The 23,450-nt window shown below is 35.4% G+C and carries 24 protein-coding genes, 1 pseudogene and 1 riboswitch; of the genes and pseudogenes, 9 read left to right on the plus strand and 16 right to left on the minus strand.

Annotated elements, in window-relative coordinates:
* Nucleotides 1–86: 86 nt before the first annotated feature.
* Nucleotides 87–1,169, minus strand: a complete 1,083-nt coding sequence (locus ACTJJ9_RS11055; RefSeq protein WP_145581810.1) for a copper resistance D family protein — start codon at nucleotides 1,167–1,169, stop codon at nucleotides 87–89.
* Between the two features lie 3 nt (nucleotides 1,170–1,172).
* The gene (locus tag ACTJJ9_RS11060; protein ID WP_145581811.1) at nucleotides 1,173–1,733 is read right to left on the minus strand and encodes a copper resistance CopC family protein; all 561 of its coding nucleotides are present in this window, start codon (nucleotides 1,731–1,733) and stop codon (nucleotides 1,173–1,175) included.
* Nucleotides 1,734–1,968: 235 nt separating this feature from the next.
* Between ACTJJ9_RS11060 and ACTJJ9_RS11065 the strand changes: the two genes are divergently transcribed.
* From ACTJJ9_RS11065 to ACTJJ9_RS11080, 4 genes are all read left to right on the plus strand, one after another.
* Nucleotides 1,969–2,073: a YjcZ family sporulation protein gene (locus ACTJJ9_RS11065; protein ID WP_095301489.1), complete on the plus strand. Its 105-nt coding sequence runs from the start codon at nucleotides 1,969–1,971 to the stop codon at nucleotides 2,071–2,073.
* A gap of 89 nt (nucleotides 2,074–2,162) precedes the next feature.
* Nucleotides 2,163–2,306 carry a YjcZ family sporulation protein gene (locus ACTJJ9_RS11070; RefSeq protein ID WP_095301490.1) on the plus strand — a complete coding sequence of 48 codons (144 nt, stop codon included), beginning with the start codon at nucleotides 2,163–2,165 and terminating at the stop codon, nucleotides 2,304–2,306.
* A 254-nt stretch (nucleotides 2,307–2,560) separates the two neighbouring features.
* Nucleotides 2,561–2,767: a zinc ribbon domain-containing protein gene (locus tag ACTJJ9_RS11075; RefSeq protein ID WP_145581812.1), complete on the plus strand. Its 207-nt coding sequence runs from the start codon at nucleotides 2,561–2,563 to the stop codon at nucleotides 2,765–2,767.
* A 236-nt stretch (nucleotides 2,768–3,003) separates the two neighbouring features.
* Complete coding sequence (locus ACTJJ9_RS11080; RefSeq protein WP_174879473.1) at nucleotides 3,004–3,429, plus strand: GreA/GreB family elongation factor; 426 nt, start codon at nucleotides 3,004–3,006, stop codon at nucleotides 3,427–3,429.
* 284 nt (nucleotides 3,430–3,713) lie between these two features.
* Here ACTJJ9_RS11080 and ACTJJ9_RS11085 read toward each other — a convergent pair whose 3' ends face one another.
* Nucleotides 3,714–3,935 (minus strand): hypothetical protein, encoded by a 222-nt coding sequence (locus ACTJJ9_RS11085; RefSeq protein ID WP_095301493.1) that lies wholly within the window; start codon nucleotides 3,933–3,935, stop codon nucleotides 3,714–3,716.
* A gap of 192 nt (nucleotides 3,936–4,127) precedes the next feature.
* On the opposite strand from ACTJJ9_RS11085, the gene ACTJJ9_RS11090 reads away from it, so the two are divergent.
* Nucleotides 4,128–5,171 (plus strand): M42 family metallopeptidase, encoded by a 1,044-nt coding sequence (locus ACTJJ9_RS11090; protein WP_145581814.1) that lies wholly within the window; start codon nucleotides 4,128–4,130, stop codon nucleotides 5,169–5,171.
* Nucleotides 5,172–5,242: 71 nt separating this feature from the next.
* Here ACTJJ9_RS11090 and ACTJJ9_RS11095 read toward each other — a convergent pair whose 3' ends face one another.
* The 3 genes from ACTJJ9_RS11095 to ACTJJ9_RS11105 all read right to left on the minus strand — a co-directional run bounded on the left by ACTJJ9_RS11095 (nucleotide 5,243) and on the right by ACTJJ9_RS11105 (nucleotide 6,194).
* Nucleotides 5,243–5,413, minus strand: a complete 171-nt coding sequence (locus tag ACTJJ9_RS11095) for a hypothetical protein (RefSeq protein ID WP_170944407.1) — start codon at nucleotides 5,411–5,413, stop codon at nucleotides 5,243–5,245.
* Between the two features lie 65 nt (nucleotides 5,414–5,478).
* On the minus strand, nucleotides 5,479–5,769 hold the full coding sequence (locus tag ACTJJ9_RS11100) for a YxcD family protein (RefSeq protein ID WP_095301495.1): 291 nt from the start codon (nucleotides 5,767–5,769) through the stop codon (nucleotides 5,479–5,481).
* The gene (locus tag ACTJJ9_RS11105; RefSeq protein WP_307190531.1) at nucleotides 5,757–6,194 is read right to left on the minus strand and encodes a hypothetical protein; all 438 of its coding nucleotides are present in this window, start codon (nucleotides 6,192–6,194) and stop codon (nucleotides 5,757–5,759) included. The genes ACTJJ9_RS11100 and ACTJJ9_RS11105 overlap by 13 nt, the downstream gene beginning before the upstream one ends.
* A 295-nt stretch (nucleotides 6,195–6,489) precedes the next feature.
* On the opposite strand from ACTJJ9_RS11105, the gene ACTJJ9_RS11110 reads away from it, so the two are divergent.
* Nucleotides 6,490–6,903, plus strand: a complete 414-nt coding sequence (locus ACTJJ9_RS11110) for a YmaF family protein (RefSeq protein ID WP_145581815.1) — start codon at nucleotides 6,490–6,492, stop codon at nucleotides 6,901–6,903.
* 24 nt (nucleotides 6,904–6,927) lie between these two features.
* Here the strand turns inward: ACTJJ9_RS11110 and thiC are convergent, their stop codons facing one another.
* From thiC to ACTJJ9_RS11135, 5 genes are all read right to left on the minus strand, one after another.
* Nucleotides 6,928–8,685, minus strand: a complete 1,758-nt coding sequence (thiC, locus tag ACTJJ9_RS11115; protein WP_370877225.1) for a phosphomethylpyrimidine synthase ThiC — start codon at nucleotides 8,683–8,685, stop codon at nucleotides 6,928–6,930.
* A 130-nt stretch (nucleotides 8,686–8,815) separates the two neighbouring features.
* Nucleotides 8,816–8,933, minus strand: a riboswitch (TPP riboswitch).
* Nucleotides 8,934–9,110: 177 nt separating this feature from the next.
* On the minus strand, nucleotides 9,111–9,773 hold the full coding sequence (locus ACTJJ9_RS11120; RefSeq protein WP_095301498.1) for an MOSC domain-containing protein: 663 nt from the start codon (nucleotides 9,771–9,773) through the stop codon (nucleotides 9,111–9,113).
* A gap of 99 nt (nucleotides 9,774–9,872) precedes the next feature.
* Complete coding sequence (locus tag ACTJJ9_RS11125) at nucleotides 9,873–10,052, minus strand: aspartyl-phosphate phosphatase Spo0E family protein (RefSeq protein ID WP_095301499.1); 180 nt, start codon at nucleotides 10,050–10,052, stop codon at nucleotides 9,873–9,875.
* 369 nt (nucleotides 10,053–10,421) lie between these two features.
* Nucleotides 10,422–10,760, minus strand: a complete 339-nt coding sequence (locus ACTJJ9_RS11130; protein ID WP_095301500.1) for a MerR family transcriptional regulator — start codon at nucleotides 10,758–10,760, stop codon at nucleotides 10,422–10,424.
* 199 nt (nucleotides 10,761–10,959) lie between these two features.
* Complete coding sequence (locus tag ACTJJ9_RS11135) at nucleotides 10,960–11,217, minus strand: hypothetical protein (RefSeq protein ID WP_095301501.1); 258 nt, start codon at nucleotides 11,215–11,217, stop codon at nucleotides 10,960–10,962.
* Nucleotides 11,218–11,504: 287 nt separating this feature from the next.
* Between ACTJJ9_RS11135 and fbpA the strand changes: the two genes are divergently transcribed.
* Nucleotides 11,505–11,693 (plus strand): Fur-regulated basic protein FbpA, encoded by a 189-nt coding sequence (gene fbpA, locus ACTJJ9_RS11140; protein WP_095301502.1) that lies wholly within the window; start codon nucleotides 11,505–11,507, stop codon nucleotides 11,691–11,693.
* A 19-nt stretch (nucleotides 11,694–11,712) separates the two neighbouring features.
* On the opposite strand, the gene ACTJJ9_RS11145 is transcribed toward fbpA, so the two are convergent.
* Nucleotides 11,713–12,471, minus strand: a complete 759-nt coding sequence (locus tag ACTJJ9_RS11145; protein ID WP_440768660.1) for a nucleotidyltransferase domain-containing protein — start codon at nucleotides 12,469–12,471, stop codon at nucleotides 11,713–11,715.
* A gap of 136 nt (nucleotides 12,472–12,607) precedes the next feature.
* Here ACTJJ9_RS11145 and ACTJJ9_RS11150 point away from each other — a divergent pair, with 136 nt between their 5' ends.
* Nucleotides 12,608–13,066 (plus strand): MarR family winged helix-turn-helix transcriptional regulator, encoded by a 459-nt coding sequence (locus tag ACTJJ9_RS11150; protein ID WP_095301504.1) that lies wholly within the window; start codon nucleotides 12,608–12,610, stop codon nucleotides 13,064–13,066.
* Nucleotides 13,067–13,120: 54 nt separating this feature from the next.
* Here the strand turns inward: ACTJJ9_RS11150 and ACTJJ9_RS11155 are convergent, their stop codons facing one another.
* The 4 genes and pseudogenes from ACTJJ9_RS11155 to ACTJJ9_RS11170 form a co-directional block, all read right to left on the minus strand.
* Nucleotides 13,121–14,968, minus strand: coding sequence for a DNA ligase D (locus tag ACTJJ9_RS11155; protein WP_145581820.1), 1,848 nt, complete (start codon nucleotides 14,966–14,968; stop codon nucleotides 13,121–13,123).
* Nucleotides 14,969–15,183: 215 nt separating this feature from the next.
* Nucleotides 15,184–15,729, minus strand: coding sequence for an HAD family hydrolase (locus ACTJJ9_RS11160; RefSeq protein WP_145581821.1), 546 nt, complete (start codon nucleotides 15,727–15,729; stop codon nucleotides 15,184–15,186).
* A 271-nt stretch (nucleotides 15,730–16,000) separates the two neighbouring features.
* A pseudogene (locus tag ACTJJ9_RS11165) lies at nucleotides 16,001–16,117 on the minus strand (oxidoreductase); the annotation flags it as partial.
* 71 nt (nucleotides 16,118–16,188) lie between these two features.
* Nucleotides 16,189–16,605: a MerR family transcriptional regulator gene (locus ACTJJ9_RS11170; RefSeq protein ID WP_145581823.1), complete on the minus strand. Its 417-nt coding sequence runs from the start codon at nucleotides 16,603–16,605 to the stop codon at nucleotides 16,189–16,191.
* Between the two features lie 309 nt (nucleotides 16,606–16,914).
* Here ACTJJ9_RS11170 and pulA point away from each other — a divergent pair, with 309 nt between their 5' ends.
* Nucleotides 16,915–23,412 carry a type I pullulanase gene (pulA, locus tag ACTJJ9_RS11175; RefSeq protein WP_145581825.1) on the plus strand — a complete coding sequence of 2,166 codons (6,498 nt, stop codon included), beginning with the start codon at nucleotides 16,915–16,917 and terminating at the stop codon, nucleotides 23,410–23,412.
* Nucleotides 23,413–23,450: the final 38 nt, after the last annotated feature.

Genomic DNA, 23,450 nt, shown 5'->3' on the forward strand with positions numbered 1-23,450 from the left:
AGATGAGCGAATTGGAAACGGGAAATCCAGATTAAAAGCGAAGCAAAGAAAAACAGCCTTCATTATAAAAATGAAAGCTGCTATCATTATTGGATATTCACTGACATCATTAGACCGAGATAGGTGGCTATGACGAAAAATAATCCAAAGCATAGGGCAATCCACGGTGTAATTTTTTTATAAAAGCTTATGAAAATCATCGCTAGAAAAAGGATTGCTATCGTAAGCAACATAATACCTTGAAGCCCAGGTGTTATGTGAAAAAGAAATGGAGGAACAATATCTTGTCCAATTAAATATTGCACCCAAGAAGCAGGACCATATTGAACGACTGTTGCATTTACTTGGTGTGGCGGTGGTAAGGTTCCTAGAACACCGGTAATGAAAAAGATAAGCATAAGAAAAATAGTCTCAGCCTGAATCCATTTCTTTGGATTAAATGTTTTATCATGCTTCGTTTTTCGTGATAAAAAGCCATTAATTACCGCAAACGCTAAAACAGGAATAATACTTAAATGTTTTAATAACAGCATTTGTCCATATGGAAGTGCCCAAGCGTTGACATAGTCCTTTAAGTCAACTGCAAGAAGCATTAGGGAAACACCACTTACAATGGTAATGAGAAATAATGTAATAGATAATGGTGTAAACCAACGTAAAAATGCTTGCCAATGAATTGTATTTTTTGACAGCCAGCCAATATGAATTAGAACACCTACCCATATTGTAATAACTAAATAATGGAGCGAATGTGAGATTAGTCCAGGGATTAACGAAATTGAAGCTGAATGGCTTGCATATCCGATTGAAATAATCATCACGAATAAAAGGGCTGCTTGGATATATTTTGATCCTTCAACATATATAATCATCCATAAGAAAACGGCAAAGAAGCTACCGTATAACCATGCTATTCCTACTTGAAATTCAGTTAAAATAGAATAGGATGTAAGGCTGAAAAGACCCTCTGTCGAAAAAAAGGAAATCACCTGAAGCACTGGAAGAAAAGTGAAAATGATGATTCCTAATACAGCTATTAATACACTCTGTTTTGAAGCGGTCGTTTCAGGCTTTTTAGAGCTAGGAATAAACTGCAGGAAGACATAGCCTACCAAGTATGAAAATAACATATATGTTATGTATTCGGTAATTGGTATTAATTGATTCATATCCTACCTCTTTTTACGGATTAAAATTCCTATTCCAACTGCTAAGAGAATGACTAAGACGATTATTGAAACAGTTGAAATGATAGAACGGTTATCATCGCTTTCTTCATTATTTGAATCAGTATCATTGTCTACCTGAGGTGATTGTTCTTCATTTACTTGGGCATCATCAGTTTCGGCAGCTGGATCCTCTTGAACTTCAGACTCCTCCTGGTTCGGGATATTTACTGTAAATGGGATTTCTCCTGATAACAAATGTCCATCTGTTGCCGCAATGTTCCACGTAATTGTGTATTCGCCATTTTTTAATGGTGTTGGGATTTGTCCTGTTAAAGTTTTTCCATCAACTGTAATGGAGTCTACTTGAACGACGTCGTTATTTGATTTCAATGTAAATGTGCTTTTATTTTCAATTTCACCCGCAAATTCAAGTGTTATTTCCTTTAATTCCGTCGTTACTACCTCGCCAGCACTTGGTGTTGATGACTCAAGCGTTGTATGTGCTGATGCCATAAATGGAAAAAATAAAACGAAACATATCATTATAAAAAGTATTTTCTTCAATATTTTTCACCCTAACTTTCTAATATTCATAACAGTAATCATTTTATCATTATAACTTCTTCATTTTACCCGCATTTCTTACAATTTAGCAAACTTGACACTTAAAACAAAGTTAAAAATCAACAATCATTTTTAACATAGCAAAAAATAAAAAGCATGTCTCTGTGCGAATGCCCTTACGTACATCTCCCTAATTACATAATGTATTAGTACAACGAAAGGGAGGTGTTGTTTTATGAGTGGTACAGGTAAAGGTTATGGCTATGGCGCTGGTTTTGCGTTAATTGTTGTATTATTTATTTTATTGATTATTGTCGGTGCAGCTTTCGTTGGGTACTAAAATTTTGTTTTGGTTTTGACTATTATAAATAAGTCCGTTATTTAGGTAGTCAACATTTTGGTGATAAACCATTAAAAGGAGGAATTATAATGGGTTACGGATATGGATTCGGCGGCGGCTATGGCTGCGGCGGCTACGGCTATGGCGGTGGCGGTTACGGATATGGAAGAGGATTTGCTTTAATCGTTGTATTGTTCATTTTATTAATTATCGTTGGTGCAGCTTGGTTATAAGCTAATTGGAAAGAGGGCTGAGGTAATCAGTCCTTTTTCGTTTCATGTAGGATAGGATGAATATTTAAACATAGTTTTCGTGTCAAGTACAAGCGGCCAACTCCTAAAGAGTCATAATCTCAAGGACTGGCTTTATTTGCATTGGAAGGTTAAAGGGTGTGTAATAACAAAATCTACATATTGATAAATGAAAAGTGAAACAAATGCATGTTTATAAACGTAATACAATTATAGAAAACAAGGAGTTGAACAGAATGAGTGGAAAAGGATGTATAAAATGTGGGAGCCAAAATGCTAGTTCAAAAGAGGTTTCAATGACAGGTACAGGTTTATCAAAAATGTTCGATGTACAGCATAATCAATTTTTAGTTATTTATTGCAATAATTGTGGGTACTCAGAGTTTTACAATAAAAAGTCTTCAACAGCATCAAATGTATTGGATTTATTTTTTGGAGGCTAATATAAATAATTAGAGTTGTTAAAAAATTGGGGGTGGCTTGTGGTCAGCCCTTTTTGAGTACCTCTATTTTTTCATGGGAAATACGGGGATGCCATAGATAGAAACTTATGTACGGCTATGATATGATGGTCTTTGAGATTGGTAGATTATCTCAAAAATAGTAACTGGAGGGATTTTTATGAATCGTGAGTTAAAATTATGCAAAGGGTTACATCATGGAAGGGGGGCTATCTACCATGAGCCATAATCCGATCGATGTTTTAAAAGAGACTCTTATTAGCCAATTAGTATTTCTTGAGGAAAATAGTATCGAATTAATGGATACTTATTTTGCTTCAGAAAGAGAGAAATATAGAAGCTTCTGTTCATCGTATACGTCAGAAGTTGAAAGCTACTTATCATTATTGAACAACCAATTAGAAAAGCAATCTTCTTTAACGAAGGTATTCATAGGCAGTAAAGTGAGTGTAAAATTTGAAGATGATGAAGAGATCGAAGAATTTGTCATTTGTTTCCCAGAGGAAACGGATCCAGACAATGGTTTTATTTCATTCCTTTCACCAGTCGGCCATCAATTATTGCTTCGGTCATTAGGGGAAACAATGAGCTTAAGTACTCCTGGTGGTGAAGTAAGAGTGACTATCAATGATATTTCGTTTTAAAAATCGGTTCTTTTCTGAAAGATTGTTGTTTTTGCACTATATATAGGTTGATTTGAGCGCATTGTGAGATTCATGAGGGATGCGTGGGAAAAGTGAGATCGCAAAAGTTTCTCACACTACCCACACCGCGGAAAGCGAGCACAGTAGCGGAAATCAACTAAGAACGACAAATAAGTTAAAGGCAACAACGTTTTCCTAAAAACATCCAAATAGTAAATCGTAATTTCCTAAAGAGGGGGTTACTTAAGGTGCTGGCTAAGTACCTTGAGATAGCCCCTTTATTATTATGATGTTCTTTTTTCTTCGTGATCGATTTGAATTAACGAGTTTCGTTTAATCCAATATTGAAAGCTATCGATCGGAAAAACACCTCTACGCTTAGAATTATTCATTTGGATAACAATACTGTTATCGTTAACTTCGATAATTTTCAATCGATTAGAGTTACTGATATTCGGAATAAAACTACCTCGTAATTCAAACTCCATATTATTAGACAATTTCATATAAGAGGCCCTCCTTTCACTGTAAATAAACATTACACTTATATTTCCCACTATTGGTTTGATTATCCAATTATTTTTTGAATAGCTGATTGAGATTATTAAATTATGAAAGCTTTCGTAAAGTATGTGGTATTCGATATTTTTTGTTAAAATGATATTATCTTGTTTTTAGTAATTGAAAGGAGCTTGTCTATGAATACGAGCGATGAAATTGTTCAACTCATAAAGGAATTGGTTAAGATTCCAAGCCCATCAGGAAATACGGAAAACGTTATATCATATGTTGAGAAATATGTAGCAGATTTACATGTTGAAATGAAGCGGAATCATAAGGGAGGGTTAATTATTACCTTGCCTGGTGAAGATACAACGAAGCAGCGAATGTTAACAGCTCATGTCGATACGCTTGGGGCAATGGTTAAAGAGGTTAAAGCAAATGGAAGATTAATGATCGATCTTATTGGAGGCTTCCAGTATAACTCCATTGAAGGTGAATATTGTCAAATTGAAACAGCAAATGGAGATATCTATACTGGGACGATTTTGATGCATCAAACATCTGTTCATGTTTATAAAGATGCTGGGAAATTAGAGAGAAATCAAAAAAATATCGAAGTAAGAATTGATGCTGTCGTGAAAAATGCTGACGATGTACGCAAGCTAGGAATTGAGGTAGGAGATTTTATTTCATTTTACCCAAGGGTAGAAATCACACCAACTGGTTTTATTAAATCGCGCCACTTAGATGATAAAGCAAGTGTTGCTATTTTATTGAATCTTATTAAACAAATTGTAACGGAAAACATTTCATTACCTTATACAACTCATTTTCTCATCTCAAATAATGAAGAGATTGGCTATGGTGGAAATTCAAATATCCCTAAAGAGACGGTTGAGTATCTAGCAGTTGATATGGGAGCAATCGGTGATGGACAAGCAACAGATGAATACACGGTTTCAATTTGTGCCAAAGATGCGAGTGGTCCTTACCATTACGGTCTTAGAAAAAAGCTCGTAAATCTGGCTCGTATGCATCATATCGATTATAAAGTGGACATTTACCCTTATTATGGTTCAGATGCATCTGCTGCAATTCGTTCAGGAAATGATATTGTTCACGGCTTAGTCGGACCAGGAATTGATGCATCACATGCGTTTGAAAGAACGCATACTTCTTCATTGATACATACAGCTAATTTACTTTATTATTATGTACAATCAGATATGACTTATTAAAATTGGTAATGAATGAGGGTGACTCAAAAGGTTCTGAACTTTTTGAGTCACTCTCTTTTGGTTATAAGTTCTTACGAATTTTTTTTCATAAAATAGACTGATAAAAAGGAGCCAGCAAGCAATAGTATTGATAAAAGAAGGAAAAATCCGATTCCAATACTGTCCAATAGGGTAAAAAGATAACCGATTAAAATGATATCTGTTACGATTGAGCCGATGATATATACTTTCATTGAACGCATAACAACATTCCTTTATTCTTTTCTTATCTTAATTAGCAAAAAACGAGGGCAAAAGCCACTCGTCTTTAATCCGCATATGCAATAATTCCTTCTTCGTCATCCAAAACAAGCTCAAGAGCTGCTGAATAAGGATCAATTTCCATAACTGTATCAAGCCAATATCGCAATGCTTCGATAATATTAGCTGTAATAAGAATTTGCTTTCTACCATTTACATATGATTCAGCTGAAAAGCCGTAATCATCATCATAAATAAGCTCAATTTCAACTTCTTGTGGCGTAATTTGTCTTTTATGAGCAATATGAAGGCAAAGGGCATTGACAATATCCTGCTCAGCTATTTTTATCTTCCCCATACTGAATCTTCCTCTTCTTTACGTTTCTTTTTAAAGAAGGTAAATAGTTTTCGAATAATAACAATGACAGCGATAATCGCAATCACATTTATAAATAATCCAATAATCGAGCCTAAAATACCAAGATTACTTAATAATCCACCTAGTAGTAACCCAGCTAGTCCACCTAAAAATAAGCCTTTCATAATGCTTCCAGTTTTAGATTTAGTAGTTTTACTACTTTTTGTGATCGTCGAAGATTTTTGCTGTGTGTCATCCTTTTTGAAAAAAGATGAGTTATTATTTGTGTTTGAATTAAATGATTTCTTACCAGATTTATATCCTTTTGCACTAACTGTTGTTATGTGATCTCCTAGTAAAAATCCACCAACTGGTGTGAATACTAGAGTCATAACGAGCATTGCTGATAATAATTTTTTTATCATGATGTAAAAACTCCTCCTCAAAATCTATCATATTTCTATCTTACTATACGGATATATTAATAAAAGGTTTCATTTAAATTCTAGCAAAATTTTTTTAAAAATACGAGTGGTGTTAATGTGGAGTCATTTAAGAAAGCTATAAAATTTTGAGGCTCTAAAGTTTTGACTTAAAAAATGGCCATTTGATAACAATTTGCGAGGGTTGTTATTTAATAATTATACTATCAAATCATTGATCAACTTTTTCACAATAAACTAATTTTTGCATAGTAAGAAGTATAAGGGAGGGGAAACAGTGACTTATTTTAATTACACCGTTAAGCCGCATCATGCCCATCGGATATACGTGAGAACTACAGAAGATAAGGGGCATTTTCATGTAATTAAAGGGTTTACACGAAATGTAAATGGTAATAGCTTTGATAAGCATGTCCACCGTTTTCAAGGGATTACCTCTTTTGAAAATAACCATTATCATCGTTATTACGGAATAACTGGTCCGGCCATTCCGTTACCTGATGGTAGTCATTATCATGAATTTAACGAAAGGACGTATTTTAATTACGATGAACCGTTAGATATTCAACACGGTGGAGTTTGGTATGCTGCAGATGATAAACCAAAACATGATCATCGTTTTAAAGGTAGAACTATAGATCGAATCGGGGTAGATCCATTTTTCTATGAAAATAGGAAAAAAGAGGACTAAATATAGCCCTCTTAATGTTATAAGCTAACGATATAGAGCAGAACCACCTTTGACAAATTCCTTTGCTTTTTCTCGGAGTCCGTTTTCGATGAGTCCTAATTCAGATTCCGATTGCTCTAATGTCCGTTCTTTTATATCATGTGAAATTCTCATTGAACAGAATTTAGGTCCACACATTGAACAAAAGTGTGCTGTTTTTGCTCCTTCTGCAGGCAATGTTTCGTCATGGTATTCACGTGCACGCTCTGGGTCAAGTGATAGATTGAATTGATCGTGCCATCTAAATTCAAATCTTGCTTTAGAGAGGGCGTTGTCTCTTTTTTGGGCACCGGGATGTCCTTTTGCGAGATCAGCAGCATGTGCAGCGATTTTATAGGCAATAACACCTTCGCGAACATCTTCCTTGTTTGGTAATCCTAGATGCTCCTTTGGTGTCACGTAACAGAGCATTGCTGTTCCGAACCAGCCGATCATTGCAGCACCAATCGCAGAAGTGATATGGTCATACCCTGGGGCAATATCGGTTGTTAATGGTCCTAATGTATAAAAAGGTGCTTCTTTACAAATTTCCTGTTGTTTTTCAACATTTTCTTTAATTAAGTGCATTGGAACATGACCTGGACCTTCAATCATGACTTGAACATCATACTTCCAAGCAATTTCCGTTAGTTCACCTAATGTCTCAAGCTCAGCGAACTGTGCCGTATCATTTGCATCTGCGATTGAGCCAGGGCGTAATCCATCGCCTAGAGATATTGAAATATCGTATTTTGCAAGGATTTCACATATCTCGTGGAAGTGTGTATACAGGAAATTTTCCTTGTGATGTGCAAGACACCATTGTGCTAAAATTGAACCTCCTCTAGAAACGATTCCAGTTGTCCGTTTTGCAGTTAGAGGAATATAGCGTAATAGCACACCAGCGTGGATCGTAAAGTAATCAACCCCTTGCTCAGCTTGTTCTATTAAAGTGTCTCGGTATACCTCCCATGTTAAATCCTCGGCAATTCCATTTACTTTTTCTAATGCCTGATAGATCGGAACAGTCCCAACTGGAACAGGTGAGTTGCGAATAATCCACTCTCTTGTTGTATGTATATCCTTACCTGTTGATAAATCCATAATTGTGTCTGCACCCCAACGTGTTGCCCATGTCATTTTTTCTACTTCTTCTTCAATCGATGAGGTTACAGCGGAATTTCCAATATTCGCATTAATTTTTACATGAAAATGTTTTCCAATTATCATTGGTTCACTTTCAGGATGGTTAATGTTTGCTGGGATAATTGCACGTCCTGCTGCAACCTCCTGGCGGACAAATTCTGCATCCATTTGTTCTCTTATTGCAATAAACTCCATTTCAGGAGTAATGATTCCTTTTCTGGCGTAATGAAGCTGGGTGACACGTTTGCCTTCTTTTGCAACAAGTGGCTTACTGCCTTGGGATGGAAAGGTCTCAATATTTGATTGCTTACTAGCTGATTTATACCCATTATCCTCAGGCTTAATCGTACGACCGTTATATCTAATGACATCATTACGATTAAGAATCCAATTTTCTCTAACTTTTGGTAACCCTTTACGAATATCAATTGCAGCATTCATATCTGTGTAAGGTCCACTAGTGTCATATACCCGTATAGGTGGATTGATTTCCTCGCCATATGAATGCACTGTTTTACTCTGTCTAATTTCTCTAACTGGAACACGAATATCTGGGGTGCTTCCTTGGATGTACACTTTCTTGCTTTCTGGAAATGGTTTTTTAATGGTAATCTTCATCATTTTCCTCCTAAAATATGGATTGGATGATCTTACAGATAACCAATTGAGGGGAATAAAAACGGGTTCTGAAAAAATTCAGAACCCGTTGGATGTAAGCATTAATATTGAAAAAGATAGACTGCTCCTTTTTCAACTGCAGCTACTTCCCTACGCTGGTATCATCCAGATCAGGTTCAAAGGGTCAAAGAACTTAAATTGCGCGTTCTTCTCTCAGTCCAAGCTTATGGACTCCCCTAGTAGAAATTGGTAATATATTCATTTCTGTTTTTACTATAGCATATCGATGGATCCAGTCAATACATTCTTTGTCCCAAAAATAAATATGAAGCTATGTACCTATGAAGATGATCTTTATTTTTCTATGTTTTTTATGAAAAATGGAGGGAAGGGAGCGTGGTACATTTGCTCCATGCTAGTTAATTTTAACCGAGTTGTTTTTGCTTTTCTTGTTGATAGAGCTTTTCGAACCGAACCTTCCATTCGTTTGATAACTCAGCAACAGACAAAATCGTTTCGATTTTAGATAATTCCTTTGTATGAAAAAATGTTTCATGGATTGTCGCAACAGATAATTGCATAGGATGTTGGATTAATTGCTTTATCTTGGATTGCGTATTTATCGTTCCTTCCTCTAATACGCGAAAGAAATATCCTGTATAGCCGAGTTCAATCATTTTATTTAATAGGGTATGAATATGTGTGTGCTTATTAATTGTCGCACAAGGGAACCTTCCTTGTGATACTTGAACAATTGCATCTCCTATTTGATAAACATCTCCTACGCATACATCAGATTCTTTCATCCCAACTGTTGTAAGGTTTTCCCCGAAGGCTGCCTTTTGTAATGATTTCCCGTAAGTACTCTCCCAAAAATGGTAATGCTCATAAGGATAAACACAAATAACTCTATCTTTGCCACCGTGATATTCATGATTTTCGACATCATCATCAACTATTTTCTCAAAGGTTATGTTTAATTGCTCTGTCTGATCCTTCGCTATTCCAGAACGGTATTCTTTCCCTTTATGTGTCAATGTTTTTGGTAAACCTTTACTAAGCCAAACAATTTTTTTCTCATTTGACATTTTAATCACTCCAATTCCTATAATGGGGGACTGTCCCCAAATGACCAAAAAAATACATCAATAAGCAAATTGTTTATTGATGTAATCGCTGTCTTTATTTTATATTTCTTTACACTCGTTATGAAATAAATTTTGGTGACTTTCATTCATTTTAATATTAAGTAGCTCGTCAAGGTTTTGGCTTGCAATTAGTGTGAGATGCGATTCTATACCGTTTTCTTTTGCGATAACAAACATTTTCTTTCGGTACTCTTCAATTTTTGCATCAATAGATTTCACAAAAACCACCTCGCTCTTAGCTTTACTAGGTGGAAAAGCCCTAGTAATTCTATTATCGGATATTTTTTCCTATTGTAAAGGGTTTCGGAGCATTTTTTTTACAATTTTCATAAAATTTTGATGGAATTACTATATTTAGTCATTTAAATCCTTGATAGATGCAATATTTTGAGATTCATATGAATAAAAAAACATCCGAAAATACGAGGATTGTCGATTGTTTGTTGGTGAATAATGTTTTTAGGTAAAATGTTATGGGGGAAAAGATCTGGGGAAAAAGCAAAAAAGAGGGGGATAGAATATGGCAAGACCCCTATACATACTATTAGTAGAAACTAATACTATATAAGGGGTCCTTGGAAAGGGGTGTTACAATTTTCCTCGTCCATATCTAAATTGTGCATTCAATTGGCCTTGGAGCATCTTTTTCTTCATATCTGCTTCACTTTCACGCTGCTTTTCTTTTAATCTCATTTCTTTTAAAATTTCAGTTGTTTGGACACCATCTTCACGTTTATCAGCAATATCCATTAAGGTCTCGATATCGTTAAATGAGTATTTCCTTGTTCCTCTGTCATTACGATATGGAGCAATTAATTTTCTTTCCTCATAATAACGGATTTGTCTTAAGGTTAAACCGGTTAACTCACTAACTGTCCCAATTGAGATGACCTTTTTATCCTTATAAGAGCGGTCCTGCTGACTCATAACTCCACCCCTTTAAAGAAACATTCTTGATATTAGTATACTTTAATGTGTCAGAAAAAACTTCAATAATGTTATAAAATCTAACAAAGAAAGTCGGTTTCAAAAATGATGTTAGGAATAATGACAGGATGTGTGAATTATTATGTGAGAAATATTAATATGAGAAGTAATAAAAGGGGGTAGTGATGAAACGATCTTTTTATAGCACTTTAGATTGCTTTACAGGGGATACATCTACTAAAAGGAGATCATTGAGGTTTTGTAAATACTCTTTAGTGAATAAAGTAGTGACATCTTCGAATTGATTTGTATCTAAATTAAAAACTGTTAATAATTCGAGTGATAAATGATCGGTTATTGCCATATATAACTGTAATGGTTTTGGTTCAGTTTCATTTAAAAAGAAAATTTTCGTTTTATTACCTATTTCTTCAACAGAAACTACACGTATTTTCATCGTTTCAACTCCTTGCGTCATTGAAACTATTTTCGCCGAATTACCATAAATTTAAACAAGAAGTATAGAAAGCTTCATTGCTGTTCATCCTTTTAACAGTTGAAGGAGGATAGTGATTGCTGTTAGCAGACTTATGTGTACATTTTACAATTGAAGAAAAAGACACTGTTAACTCTTTTAACAAAAATTAATATGTTGAAAGAGAATCTTAACACTGCCTTAACCAACAACTAACATTTCTACTGTAAGGTAAATAGTAGGAAAATAATAAAATGGAGATGACTTTCATGAGCAAAATGTTACAGAATGCACTTGAGGAGCAAAGAAATTATTATTCACAGAAATTACTTGCGATTGGTGTGTACAATTCACAGGTTTTAAATAAAATGACTCTTACAGAACTAAAAGATGAGTACAACTACTTTTATCGAAATGTTCCGCAAGTAAAGAGAAGAAGCTCTAATACAGCAAATTAATGGGCTTCTTCGCTCTTGATTATGAATATCGTTTTACCATATTAATAAAAAAATTATTTAATGAATCTACATTTGGTTTATTACGAAAATGAATTTTTTTCATTTTATCTTCAAGGAAAAATATCGATTCTTGAATAAATTTATCTAGCTCTTGCGAAGAGAATAAATGTTGCTCCTCACTTTTTACTTTTAGTAATGACTGAAATTGAGCCAAGAGCTTTTTATCATCAACATTGTTAAGAAAAAGTTCCTGAATTGTTCCATTAGGGAAACCTGAACCATTGAGAAGCGATAAGCACATCATAATCGGTCGAATACAATTTATGTATCGTTTTGGTGTACGATTTCTTTCCTTGTTTAAGGATTGGAAATTTTTCTTAGCCATATGAACATAATGGTATAGCAAACTAGGAATCGAGCAAAATTGTTGTGATAAATTCTTTAGTTTTTTTAAAAACGCATCATCACTTCGATAAATAATCGGCGAATGGATCCATTCCAATAAACTTGGATTTGAGTTGTATAAAAGTTTTAATGCCTTTTTTAAGTCCCAGCCAACAAGCTCGATAGTTGGGGGAATTGTTTTTTCAAACACATCGCGCTGTTCAAATAGTTGGAGATACCAATCTGAATAATGTATGTAGATAAATCGAATATCATAGTCACTATTTGGTGATTGGGTACCCCAGGCACGACTTCCTGATTCACAAGCTAAAAGCACAGCTATTTTTTCTTCTGCTTCAATATTTTTTAGCGATTCAATAATTGTTTTTCTCATAGTAACCCCCGTCAATATCGCTTTTTTAAAAAAATAAATGATCTATTTCTTGGATTTGTCAGGAAAAACCTTCAAATTTTGATAAAATCATAGTAGAATTAAACAAAAATGAATTTTTTAATAAGAGGGCGATGAGATGAAACAATACACGGAAGAAGAATTACAAAATGCTTTAGATTTGTTTCGTATTTTTGCAAGGGCTTTCAAAAGTGTTTCTGAGCATTCCATTCGCGATAGCAAAGAGCATGGCTTTAACCCAACAGAGTTTGCAGTATTAGAATTGCTATATACGAGGGGACCACAAAAACTGCAACAAATTGGCTCACGACTTTTATTAGTAAGTGGAAATGTTACGTATGTAATTGATAAGCTTGAAAAAAATGAGTTTATCTATCGTGAGCAAGATCCGAAAGATAAGCGCTCTGTTTATGCAAAATTAACTGATAAAGGTCAGGCCTATCTAGATGAAATTTATCCAATTCATGCAATTCGGATTGCCCGTGCATTTTCAGGACTTTCACCAGAGGAACAAGTTCAGCTAAAAGCATTATTAAAAAAAGCTGGTGTACATAGTCAGCATTTGCTCTTTAGATGATTTTATTTGTAACCGTTACCACTAAGGGTTTGGTAAATCACTTAGTGGTAACGCTTACTTATGGTTGTTTGAAAGCTGCTTTAAATCGTGAATAATTGTCCGCAATTGGCTATCCTGTGGATGATGATAGTAATCAGAAAATGGGCAGCCTAACGTTTTAGTTCGATTTAGAACATTCTCCATTGTAAATTGCTCAACTGAAAGCTTGTCGTTTATTTCGTGCCAAAATAGCGGAGCGGCGATAAACGCACCTTCTTTTTTTCCTCGTAATGAATAGGGAGCAATAATTGTTTTTCCCTCTGCATGTTGGATGTAGTCGATGTACAATCTGGTTCCACGGTTCTTTTTTAAACGTTCTGTTGTAAAATCATCTGGAAAGCTATTAACAAGAAATTCGGCAATGAATTCAGTAAATATCCTAGTTTCTTCATAGCTAAGCGAATTTTTTGTTAAAGGAATATGAATTTGCAGACCTTTATTTCCTGAGAGCTTCGGATATGTTTGCAGCTGAAATTGCTCAAAGATTTGTTTCATTTCGTTAGCTGCCTTGATGGCTAATGAAAAATAGTCTCTAGAAGGCGGATCTAAGTCAAAGACGATTTCTGTTGGCATATGTGTATCAACTGTTTGGAACGGTACATGGTACTCAAACGCAAGCTGATTTCCAAGCCATAACAATGTCGACACATCATTACAAACGATATACTCGATTTCTTCCTGCTTTACTGTTTGAATAAAGCTTGGAGCATATTCTGGACAATTTTTTTGATAGAATGCTTCTCCAAACATGCCGTGAGGGAAGCGAATAACCGTTAATAAGCGATTTTTTATAAATGGAAGCATATAGTCTGAAATTTGTAAAAGATAGCTAATAAACGTTTCCTTTTTCACATCAGCTGTTTCCCACAATGGTTTTTGAAGATGGGTGAATTGAACCTCTCGATGAACTGGTGCTGTTGAAATAATTAATTGATCCCACGTGCACTCTTCAACAGTGTGGTCGAATCGAAATGACACGAATGATGGCTCACGAAGCTGACCTTTATATAGTGAAATAAACTGAAGATCAACAACGATTGCTGGATTCATTTTAATAAATGAAGCCGACTCATTTTGTTTATTTTGTTTCATAATTTGAATAAGTGAATCCCGTTCTTCACTAGTCATTCCATGGGAAAAAGCACCTGCTTGGTAAATCTCGTCATTTTTATAGACCCCAACATGAAAATAACCATTTTCCTTATCATATCCTGTAATAAAAAAGCTAGCTTGCTTATAATTTTTTATTTTTAACCATTGTTTCGTTCGTGCTCCACTTTCCCATTTGCTATTTTTATGCTTTGCAATAATTCCTTCTCCATCCTCGAGTCGGATCTCTTCCCATAATTGCTGATAACTTTCCGTAAATGGGACATATTGAATTAAATGTGTTGTGGCAGGATCTGTTTCCATTGGAGCATGAATCTTTTGTAAAATATTTTTAAGTTTTTCTTTTCTCTCAATATATGTTTCGTTTGTTATCGGCTGACCATTCACCTCAAGTAAATCAAATGCAGCATATTTACATTGAAATTTAGCTTGAGCCTCTTTTATTTTTTCACTGCTTTTTAAACGTCCTCTTATTTGTAATTGCTCAAAGTTAGAAAAATGTTTGGATGTAAGAAAAACGATTTCTCCATCGAAAGTGATTGGTAAAAAGGGGTGTAATTGCTCACGAATATTTGTTGCCTCATTGATAATTTCCGGGAATTGGTTGTGAAGTGGCTTCTCATTTCGACTCATTAAGCTTATCGAGCTTTCTTGTATTGTAAGGATGGCGCGAAATCCATCATATTTCGTTTCATAAACCCAATCAGAACCAGTGGGTATTTCCTGATGTAGTGTAGGTAGCATAGGTTTCATCGTGATTCATCCTTTAATTATCGATAAAAATCTATTATTGGACTAAGTTTTATCTAGCTCGATCAACTAAAGCTTGACTGATGGCTAAGGGTAAGGGTACATGGGAAGGAATTATAGGATGCTTTTTTCTAACTTAAAAGTGACTTATTCTTTTGATATCATTTGGATATAGATGCAACTTTATGCAGAAAGCTATAAAGAAATCTAGCATTGAATCATTCCTGGAAGGAGGAATTTTTAGAATCCTTGATGATCCAATCTGTAGCACTTAATAAATCAGGAAAAACTGCATCTGCAAGTGGCTCACTTTCTCCTATAAAAACTCCTTTTGTTCCTGCTTTTTTCCCAGCCTGTATATCAGTATAATTATCTCCCACCATATAGGAACGACTAAGATCAATGTTATATTTATTAGCCATGTCGATTAACATTTTTGGCTGAGGTTTACGGCACTCACAGCCTGCCTTCGGTTTATGAGGGCAATATGCAACATCATGAATGAATGCCCCTCTTTTTTTCAATTCACTTATCATATGGTCATGTATGGCATGTAGCTGAGATTCACGGAGGAAGTTAAGACCAATACCTCCTTGGTTTGTGACACACAAAACATAATCAAAAACTTCATTCAATTTCTTAATTGCTTCAGGAACACCTGGTAAAAAATGAAGCTGAGAGGGTTTATTTACAAATTTAACTCTTTTAGTTAGGACTTCGTTTATGACTCCATCTCTGTCTAAAAATATTGCTGTATTTTCCATGTGTTTAACCCCTCCTTATGTTTCATATTATTACCATATAAGGAAGGGTAACATTCACTTTAGTTGTATCTATTATTTAATTTCGATGAATGGCGGTATGAACATTTTGTGGATACATACTTTTAGATTGATTAATTTGAGAGTTTATTTTGGATAGTATTTAAACAATAGATGGAAGATGGTTAAGAGAATAATGAAAAAAATTAAAATGCTGTCGAGATCTTCTCAACAGCTAAGCTTTAGATAATGAATAATTCTTAGTTTATAATTATTACCAAGGTTGATTTGTTGGTCCAATTGTAAACTCATTGACATTAGTATCTTCAGGCTGATCAATCGCGAATGCTACGACATTGGCAACTCGATCAGGTGAGATACCATTAGTTTTGTCATATAATTGATTATGAATAAAAAAGGGAAGAGCCACCTTTATTTTAATGAATAAAGGTGGCTCTTGTATTAGTTAGTAACAGGAATTTCTATTTTTCCATTTTTATGAATTTCCTCGGTTCCGGCATCTAACGCCGTTTTGTAGTATAAACATTTATGATCAATAAGCTCCATTGTTTTTTTTAGTTCTTCCATTTGTTTTTCTACCGTAGCTTTTCTTTCCATAAACATGTCGAATCTTTGTTGTAATGTCCTATCTCCTTCAGTACACCAATCAATGAAGGTCTTTATTTCCTTAATTTGCATACCAGTGGATTTCAAACATTCAATGACCTTTAAAGCGGCAATATCGGATTCTTTAAAAAAACGTTGGCCACTTGGTGTACGTTCAACAAAAGGTAATAGCCCTTCCTTATCATAGTAACGCAATGTATATGCTGTGACATGTAATTCGGTTGCTGCTTCACTAATAGAATATGTCTTCATCGTATCTCTCCTATTCTATATTGCTATATACTCGGGTTCACTCTATAAATATGGAGGATTCTAACATATGAATGGTTTGTATGTCAAAGTAAAGGGATGTATGGAGAATGTGTTTAAAAGCTAATAATCTTCCTAAATTTGAAATGGGTTAACTATTGCTTATTAAATATGATGATGATATTCTAATTATGAATAAGGAAAACGCTTTCACTATTTAAAATTAGAGATATCTCAAGTTGGCTATTCTCTTTTATACTATTTTTGTGCAAACGTTTTCCTAAATTTAATTATGTCAAAGGAGGGAGATTTTTGAGTAAAAAAGTGTTAAAGGTGTTATCGTTTCTAATGGTCATTACATTGCTTCTTCAAGTATTTACAGGCGCATATCCTTTTTCAATTGTTAACGCTGAAGTAAAAAGTCCAGAGGTTCGTGATGGGCATGTAACGTTTCGTTATGAAGGGGAAGCAACATCTGTAAAAGTTGCTGGGAGTTTTACAGATTGGGAGGCAGGAGCATTAGCTTTAACGGAAAAGGAAGAAGGAATCTGGGAAATAATAAAGGAATTACCTACTGGAACCTATGAATACAAGTTTATAGTTGACGGCAAATGGCTAACAGACCCTTCTAATCCAAATAGTAGAAATGGCAATTCACTTGTTTCTATAGGAAACGAATTAATTGAGATTCATAGTCCAGTTATTAACGGAGATGGCAGTGTTACCTTCAATTATGCTAGTAATGGTGAAAGTAATCTTTATTTAATTGGAAGTTTCGTAGATTGGGATTTATCGAAAGCATATGAAATGACTGAAAAAGATGGGGTATTTTCCATTACGCTACCTGAATTGGAGGCAGGAGAATATCAGTATAAATTTATCCAAAACAATCGAAATTGGAATGAATCGACAACAGACCCACTGAATCCAAATACGAAGGATGGGAACTCTGTTTTTACGATTGAGAAATTAACGAGCCCTGTTATTCATGAGGACGGGACAATTACATTTCATTATAAAAAGTCAAGTGAAACAGCAGTTTATCTCGTTGGTAGTTTCAATAATTGGGATGTAGCTTCTGCTGTAGAAATGACAGAAAAGAATGGAGTTTTTTCGACTACGCTATCCGACTTAAAACCCGGCACATATGAATACAAATTTCTTCTTAACAACCGTAGCTGGGATAAGTCGACGACTGATCCGTTAAACGATAAAGAAAATAACGGAAATTCAGTATTTACAATTGATTCCCCACAACCAATTACAGTTCAATCAGCATTAATGGATGCAAAAAATGAAATTCTTGTTACAACAAATAAACCTTTTGAAAATCAACATTTCACTTTAGTAGATAAAGAGGCTAATAAGACGATAAAAACAACAGTTCAAACAATTGATGAACATAAGGTAAAGTTAATAGTAGATAAAGAAGAAGACATAGATGTACAAAAAATCTATGAGGTGAGTATAGGGGACTCTTTAGGAACAAAGGTTATTATGCGAAATATATTAAATCATGAGCAGTTTTATTATGATGGAGATGATTTAGGGTATACGTATACCCCGACGAAAACTACGTTTAAACTTTGGGCTCCAACAGCTTCGAAAGTCAGTCTAGCAGTTTATGATAATGCAGGAAGTTATGAAGGCGCTTTCGTAACAGATCATACAAATGGACAAGAAACGGAGATGGATAGAGCTCCAAATGGTGTATGGTCAATTGAAGTAAATGAGAATTTAAAAAATAAATATTATATGTATAAAGTTGAGTTTGCAGATGGAACAGTCAACTATGCGGTAGATCCTTATGCGCGTTCAACATCTGCGAACGGTCAAAGATCTGTTGTTGTTGATTTAGCGAGCACGAATCCTGAAGGCTTTGATCCGTTTAATAAACCTGCTGTTGTCTCAGAAAATGATGCAATCATTTATGAATTGCATGTTAGAGATTTTTCGATTGATGCCAATTCAGGAATAAAACAGAAAGGGAAATATTTGGCATTTACTGAGACAGGTACAACAGGTCCAAATGGTGTAAAAACAGGGATTGATTCGTTAAAGGAATTAGGAGTTAACTATGTGCATTTACTCCCAACTTATGATTTTGGTTCAGTTAATGAATTGACTGTCGATGATCCAAATTCTTTAGAGGCTAAATTTAATTGGGGGTATGATCCGGTTCATTTTAATGTTCCAGAAGGCTCTTATTCTACAAAGCCACAAGATCCAGTTAGTAGAATAAAAGAATACAAGCAAATGGTCCAAGCTCTTCATAACCATGGGATTCGTGTCGTGATGGATGTTGTCTACAACCATACATACATGAATGAAGCAACACAATTAGAAGGTGGTTCTCCATTCGATTTAATTGTCCCAGGTTATTACTACCGTACTGATGATTATGGAAAGATTACAAATGGGTCTGGTACCGGAAATGAAGTTGCGTCAGAACGACCAATGGTAAGAAAATTTATTAAAGATTCTGTCCACTATTGGGCAAATGAATATGGGATTGATGGATTTCGCTTTGATTTAATGGGTTTGATTGATAAACAGACAATGAAAGAAATCACAACGGAATTAAAAGAGCAGGTTGACCCGAATATGTTGATTTACGGGGAACCATGGACAGGCGGTTCCTCAAGTCTACCAGCTGCATTACAAAATGTGAAAGGCTCGCAAAAAGACCAAGGATATGCAGTTTTTAATGATAATATCCGTGGAGCAATTAAAGGTGACAGTGATGGTGCAGGCACAGGCTTTGCGACAGGCGCATCTGGTAAAGAGGCTGATCTTGTAAAAGGGATAGAAGGAGCAACAAATGATTTTACAAATCGTTCCTCTGAATCTATTAATTACGTCACAGCACATGATAATTTAAATCTATGGGATAAGCTAATGAGAGTTGCAGGAAAAGACAGTCAGCATGATGATCCATCGTATGATCCACATGCTGTCATAACAGAGGATAATGTTTTAGACAATGAATGGGTAAAACGTAGTTTACTAGCTAATGGTATCGTCTTAACAGCTCAAGGTGTTCCGTTTTTACATGCAGGAGAGGAAATGCTTAGAAGTAAATATGGTGAACACAATAGCTATAAGAGCCCCGATAGTATTAACCAAATTCGCTGGGAACTAAAGGATGAATATCAACCTGTTTTTCAGTATTACAAAGGTTTAATTGAATTAAGAAAATCTCATTCAGCCTTTAAAATGGATGAGAAAGAGGAGATAGAAAAACATCTTAACGTTTTTAAACAAAATGATAACATTGTTGCCTATCAATTAGCAGATTATGCTAATCATGATAAGTGGAAAAATATTGTTGTTATTTATAATGCAAACAAAGAGGCAAAAGATATATCTTTACCGCACAATGGAAATTGGAATGTTGTTGTCGATCATACTGCAGCAGGAACTGAAACAATCCGAGTTGTAAATGGAGCTAAAGTAACTGTTGAAGGTCTTTCGATGATGGTGTTATACGATCAGCAGGAGGCTGAATATACGCCAAAGCCGACAAGCATTGAAGTAAATCCTGATACTCTTGCCTTGAACCCAGAGGATTCAAAACGTTTATCTGCATATGTTAAGGATCAAAAGGGTCGTGTGATGCTAGGGGAAGAAATTAACTGGCAATCATCGGATGAAAAAGTTGCAAAGATTACGAATGGAAAGGTAGTTGCTGTTGCAAAAGGGGAGGCAACAATAACAGTGAAGGCGGGCAATGCAATAGCAGAAATTAAAGTAACTGTTGATAAATTAGTTCCAAATAAGATTCAAATATCAGGAAATGATTCCGTATTTGCTTCCTATGAGACACAGTTAACAGCATCAATTAAAGATCAATATGACCAAAATATGTTTGGGCAGAAAGTGACATGGACGTCATCTGATGAATCTGTTGCGGCTGTTGATGGAACTGGTAAAGTAACGGGCTTGAAGCCTGGAACTGTTACAATTACTGCAAGATCAGGCGATGCTTCTGCTTCTTTTGAAATGACGATTAAGAAAAATGTAAAACGATATGTCCGGATTAAATATGTAAGACCTGATGGTGATTTTACTGGGGATTTTGGTGCGTGGAATGTATGGGTTTGGAACACTGGAGTGAAAAATGACCAGATAGATTTTACAACAATTGAGGGTGATACAGCGATTGCAAATGTAGAAATTGCTCCTGAAACAGAATCAATTGGCTTTTTAATCCGTAAAGGAACTGATTGGAATACAGCTAAAGTTTCGCCAGACAGTGATGATCATCAAGTTGTCATAAATCGAGATGATTTAATGACAAAGGTAACGGTTGTGGCAGGAGTTCCAGGTCAAACCGTGATACCATCAGTTAATGGTCCTGTCCTCCAAGACGGTGATGTAACGTTCTATTATCGTGATGATGAATTATTCCAAGAAGACAAAATGGATGACATTGAAGAAGTGAAAGTGAAAATTGCTGGTATAGAATATCCTATGGAATATAGCAAGGAAAATGAGTATTTTTCATACAAGCTTGAGGGATTGACTGAAGGGACACATGAATATTCATTCCTTGTCACAAAAGATGGCAAAACAACGGAAGTAACAGACCCGAGAAATACAAAAGAAGGAAAATCAGTGATTACGTATAATCGACCAGATGTAACAATTGAAGCAAATCTTAGTATGAACGAAATAAACTTTGATGAAAATACAGTATTAAATGTTAAAGCATCATCTAAAGAACAAGTTGGAATTAGAGAAATGTTTGTGAACTTAGCTTCACTCGGTGGAAAAGAGAAAGTGAATATTGACCCAACTGTTGGGGCTATTTCGATTGGAGCCAATGAGTCTGTAACAGCCGGTGAGAAGGAGCTTAAGATAACAATCATTGACGAGTTCGGAAATTCACATACGAAAACAGTAAAGCTAACAGTTAAAGCGAAACAGGCAGTTGGTGATGAGTTAGCCTTTGATTGGGATGAAGCAAGAATTTACTTTATGCTAACCGACCGTTTCAAAGATGGAGATCCAACGAATAATGGCGGGGCGGAATATGATCCATCACATGCTGAAGCATATCATGGAGGTGATTTCCAAGGAATTATCGATAAGCTTGACTATTTAGATGACCTTGGAATTAATACAATTTGGATTACACCTGTTGTTGACAATATTGATTTTAATAAGGGATTAGATTTTAACACAGCAGATGGTCTTGCAGCAAAGCAATATGGCTATCATGGCTATTGGGCAAAAGACTTTACCAAATTAGATGAGCATTTAGGTGATATTGAAACATTCCAACAATTGATTGAAAAAGCACATGATCGCGGTATTAAGATTATGCTCGATGTTGTTGTCAATCATGCTGGATATGGTATGGACGGTGAGTTTAACGAAGCTTGGAAAGCAGATGCTAATAACCTGCCAACTGAAGAAGAAATCGCTAGCTTGAATGGGATGTTTAGAACGGTTGATGAAGATCCAACGGTTCGTGGAGAATTAGATAATCTTCCTGATTTTAAAACAGAAGATCCAGAGGTAAGGCAAAAAATCATTGCTTGGCAAACGGCATGGCTAGAAAAGGCTAAAACTGACCGAGGAGACACGATTGACTTTTTCCGAATTGATACAGTGAAGCATGTTGAGCCAGCTACATGGCAAGCGTTAAAAAATGAAGTAACAAAAATGAACCCGAATTTTAAAATGATTGGTGAATATTGGGGAGCAGGTATTACGAATGATGGCGGCTATTTAGGGACAGGTCAAATGGATTCGCTGTTAGACTTTGAGTTTAAAGAAAAAGCAAAAGCATTTGTTAACGGTGACATTGACCAAGTTGAGGAATATTTACAGAAACGAAATGAATTTTTAAGTAATTCTGCTACTATGGGACAATTTTTAAGTAGTCATGACCAAAATGGTTTTTTAACAGAGTATGTAAATGGAGATGTTGGAAAATTAAAACTAGCATCAGCGCTACAAATTACAGCTAAAGGGCAGCCAGTTATTTATTATGGTGAGGAATTAGGGAACTCTGGTAAGGCAGATTGGGAGAAGGAAGGCGAAACAGTATTAAAGTTTGGCCAAAACCGCGAAGATATGCCATGGGAGCTTCTTGAAACGAAAGACGAAAAGGCAGTGGATCTTCACGACCATTATGCGACATTACTGAACATTCGTGCTGATTATTCAAAAGTATTTTCTAAAGGTAATCGCGAAAAGGTTGCTGGAGGTAATGAAGAAGACTACCTTGTCTTTTCAAGAGAATACAACGATGAGCAAGTCCTAGTCGGATTAAATACAACAAAAGCTGATAAACAAGCAACAATCTCTGTGGATTTTCCAGTAAATACAAAGCTTACAGACCTATATAACAATAAAAAATATACAGTTAACAAAAACAATGAAGTCACAATCACCATTCCATCAAATAACAACGGTGGCACGGTCATCCTCGTCAACGAAACAACACCTAATCCAGATCCGGGGCCAGACCCAGATAAAGGAGAGGGGCCAGACGCAGATAAAGGGGAGGGGTTAGACCCAGATAAAGGAACAGGGCCAGACGCAGATAAAGGGGAGGGGTCAGACCCAGATAAAGGAACAGAGCCAGACGCAGATAAAGGAGAGGGGTCAGACCCCAACAAAGGACCGGGGCCAGACGTTAAGGATAGACCAGTAGCTGGACCTGTTGCGAAATCAGGTGAGGAGCTTCCTTCAACTGCGACGACTAATTACAATTGGATTTTGGTTGGTGTGGTTGTTTTCATTACAGGTGGGATATTAGTTTTTATACAAAGAAGAAGAGTGAAGGTTGAAAAATAAATAATAATCAAATAAAGCTTGAGCTAGCTTTCGCTTGC

The organism is Metabacillus sp. 22489, assembly GCF_052044855.1.
GTDB lineage: Bacteria > Bacillota > Bacilli > Bacillales > Bacillaceae > Metabacillus > Metabacillus niabensis.

Bases quoted from the DNA above. Each gene is read 5' to 3' on its own strand.
- ACTJJ9_RS11105 (WP_307190531.1), bottom strand. From the start codon at position 6,194: ATGATAAAAAAATTATTATCAGCAATGCTCGTTATGACTCTAGTATTC.
- ACTJJ9_RS11080 (WP_174879473.1), top strand. From the start codon at position 3,004: ATGAGCCATAATCCGATCGATGTTTTAAAAGAGACTCTTATTAGCCAA.
- ACTJJ9_RS11065 (WP_095301489.1), top strand. From the start codon at position 1,969: ATGAGTGGTACAGGTAAAGGTTATGGCTATGGCGCTGGTTTTGCGTTA.
- ACTJJ9_RS11170 (WP_145581823.1), bottom strand. From the start codon at position 16,605: ATGAAGACATATTCTATTAGTGAAGCAGCAACCGAATTACATGTCACA.
- ACTJJ9_RS11150 (WP_095301504.1), top strand. From the start codon at position 12,608: ATGAAACAATACACGGAAGAAGAATTACAAAATGCTTTAGATTTGTTT.
- ACTJJ9_RS11155 (WP_145581820.1), bottom strand. From the start codon at position 14,968: ATGAAACCTATGCTACCTACACTACATCAGGAAATACCCACTGGTTCT.
- ACTJJ9_RS11160 (WP_145581821.1), bottom strand. From the start codon at position 15,729: ATGGAAAATACAGCAATATTTTTAGACAGAGATGGAGTCATAAACGAA.
- ACTJJ9_RS11130 (WP_095301500.1), bottom strand. From the start codon at position 10,760: ATGAGTCAGCAGGACCGCTCTTATAAGGATAAAAAGGTCATCTCAATT.
- ACTJJ9_RS11055 (WP_145581810.1), bottom strand. From the start codon at position 1,169: ATGAATCAATTAATACCAATTACCGAATACATAACATATATGTTATTT.
- ACTJJ9_RS11090 (WP_145581814.1), top strand. From the start codon at position 4,128: ATGAATACGAGCGATGAAATTGTTCAACTCATAAAGGAATTGGTTAAG.
- ACTJJ9_RS11075 (WP_145581812.1), top strand. From the start codon at position 2,561: ATGAGTGGAAAAGGATGTATAAAATGTGGGAGCCAAAATGCTAGTTCA.
- ACTJJ9_RS11135 (WP_095301501.1), bottom strand. From the start codon at position 11,217: ATGAAAATACGTGTAGTTTCTGTTGAAGAAATAGGTAATAAAACGAAA.
- ACTJJ9_RS11095 (WP_170944407.1), bottom strand. From the start codon at position 5,413: ATGCGTTCAATGAAAGTATATATCATCGGCTCAATCGTAACAGATATC.
- ACTJJ9_RS11145 (WP_440768660.1), bottom strand. From the start codon at position 12,471: ATGAGAAAAACAATTATTGAATCGCTAAAAAATATTGAAGCAGAAGAA.
- ACTJJ9_RS11100 (WP_095301495.1), bottom strand. From the start codon at position 5,769: ATGGGGAAGATAAAAATAGCTGAGCAGGATATTGTCAATGCCCTTTGC.
- ACTJJ9_RS11085 (WP_095301493.1), bottom strand. From the start codon at position 3,935: ATGAAATTGTCTAATAATATGGAGTTTGAATTACGAGGTAGTTTTATT.
- fbpA (WP_095301502.1), top strand. From the start codon at position 11,505: ATGAGCAAAATGTTACAGAATGCACTTGAGGAGCAAAGAAATTATTAT.
- ACTJJ9_RS11070 (WP_095301490.1), top strand. From the start codon at position 2,163: ATGGGTTACGGATATGGATTCGGCGGCGGCTATGGCTGCGGCGGCTAC.
- ACTJJ9_RS11120 (WP_095301498.1), bottom strand. From the start codon at position 9,773: ATGTCAAATGAGAAAAAAATTGTTTGGCTTAGTAAAGGTTTACCAAAA.
- thiC (WP_370877225.1), bottom strand. From the start codon at position 8,685: ATGAAGATTACCATTAAAAAACCATTTCCAGAAAGCAAGAAAGTGTAC.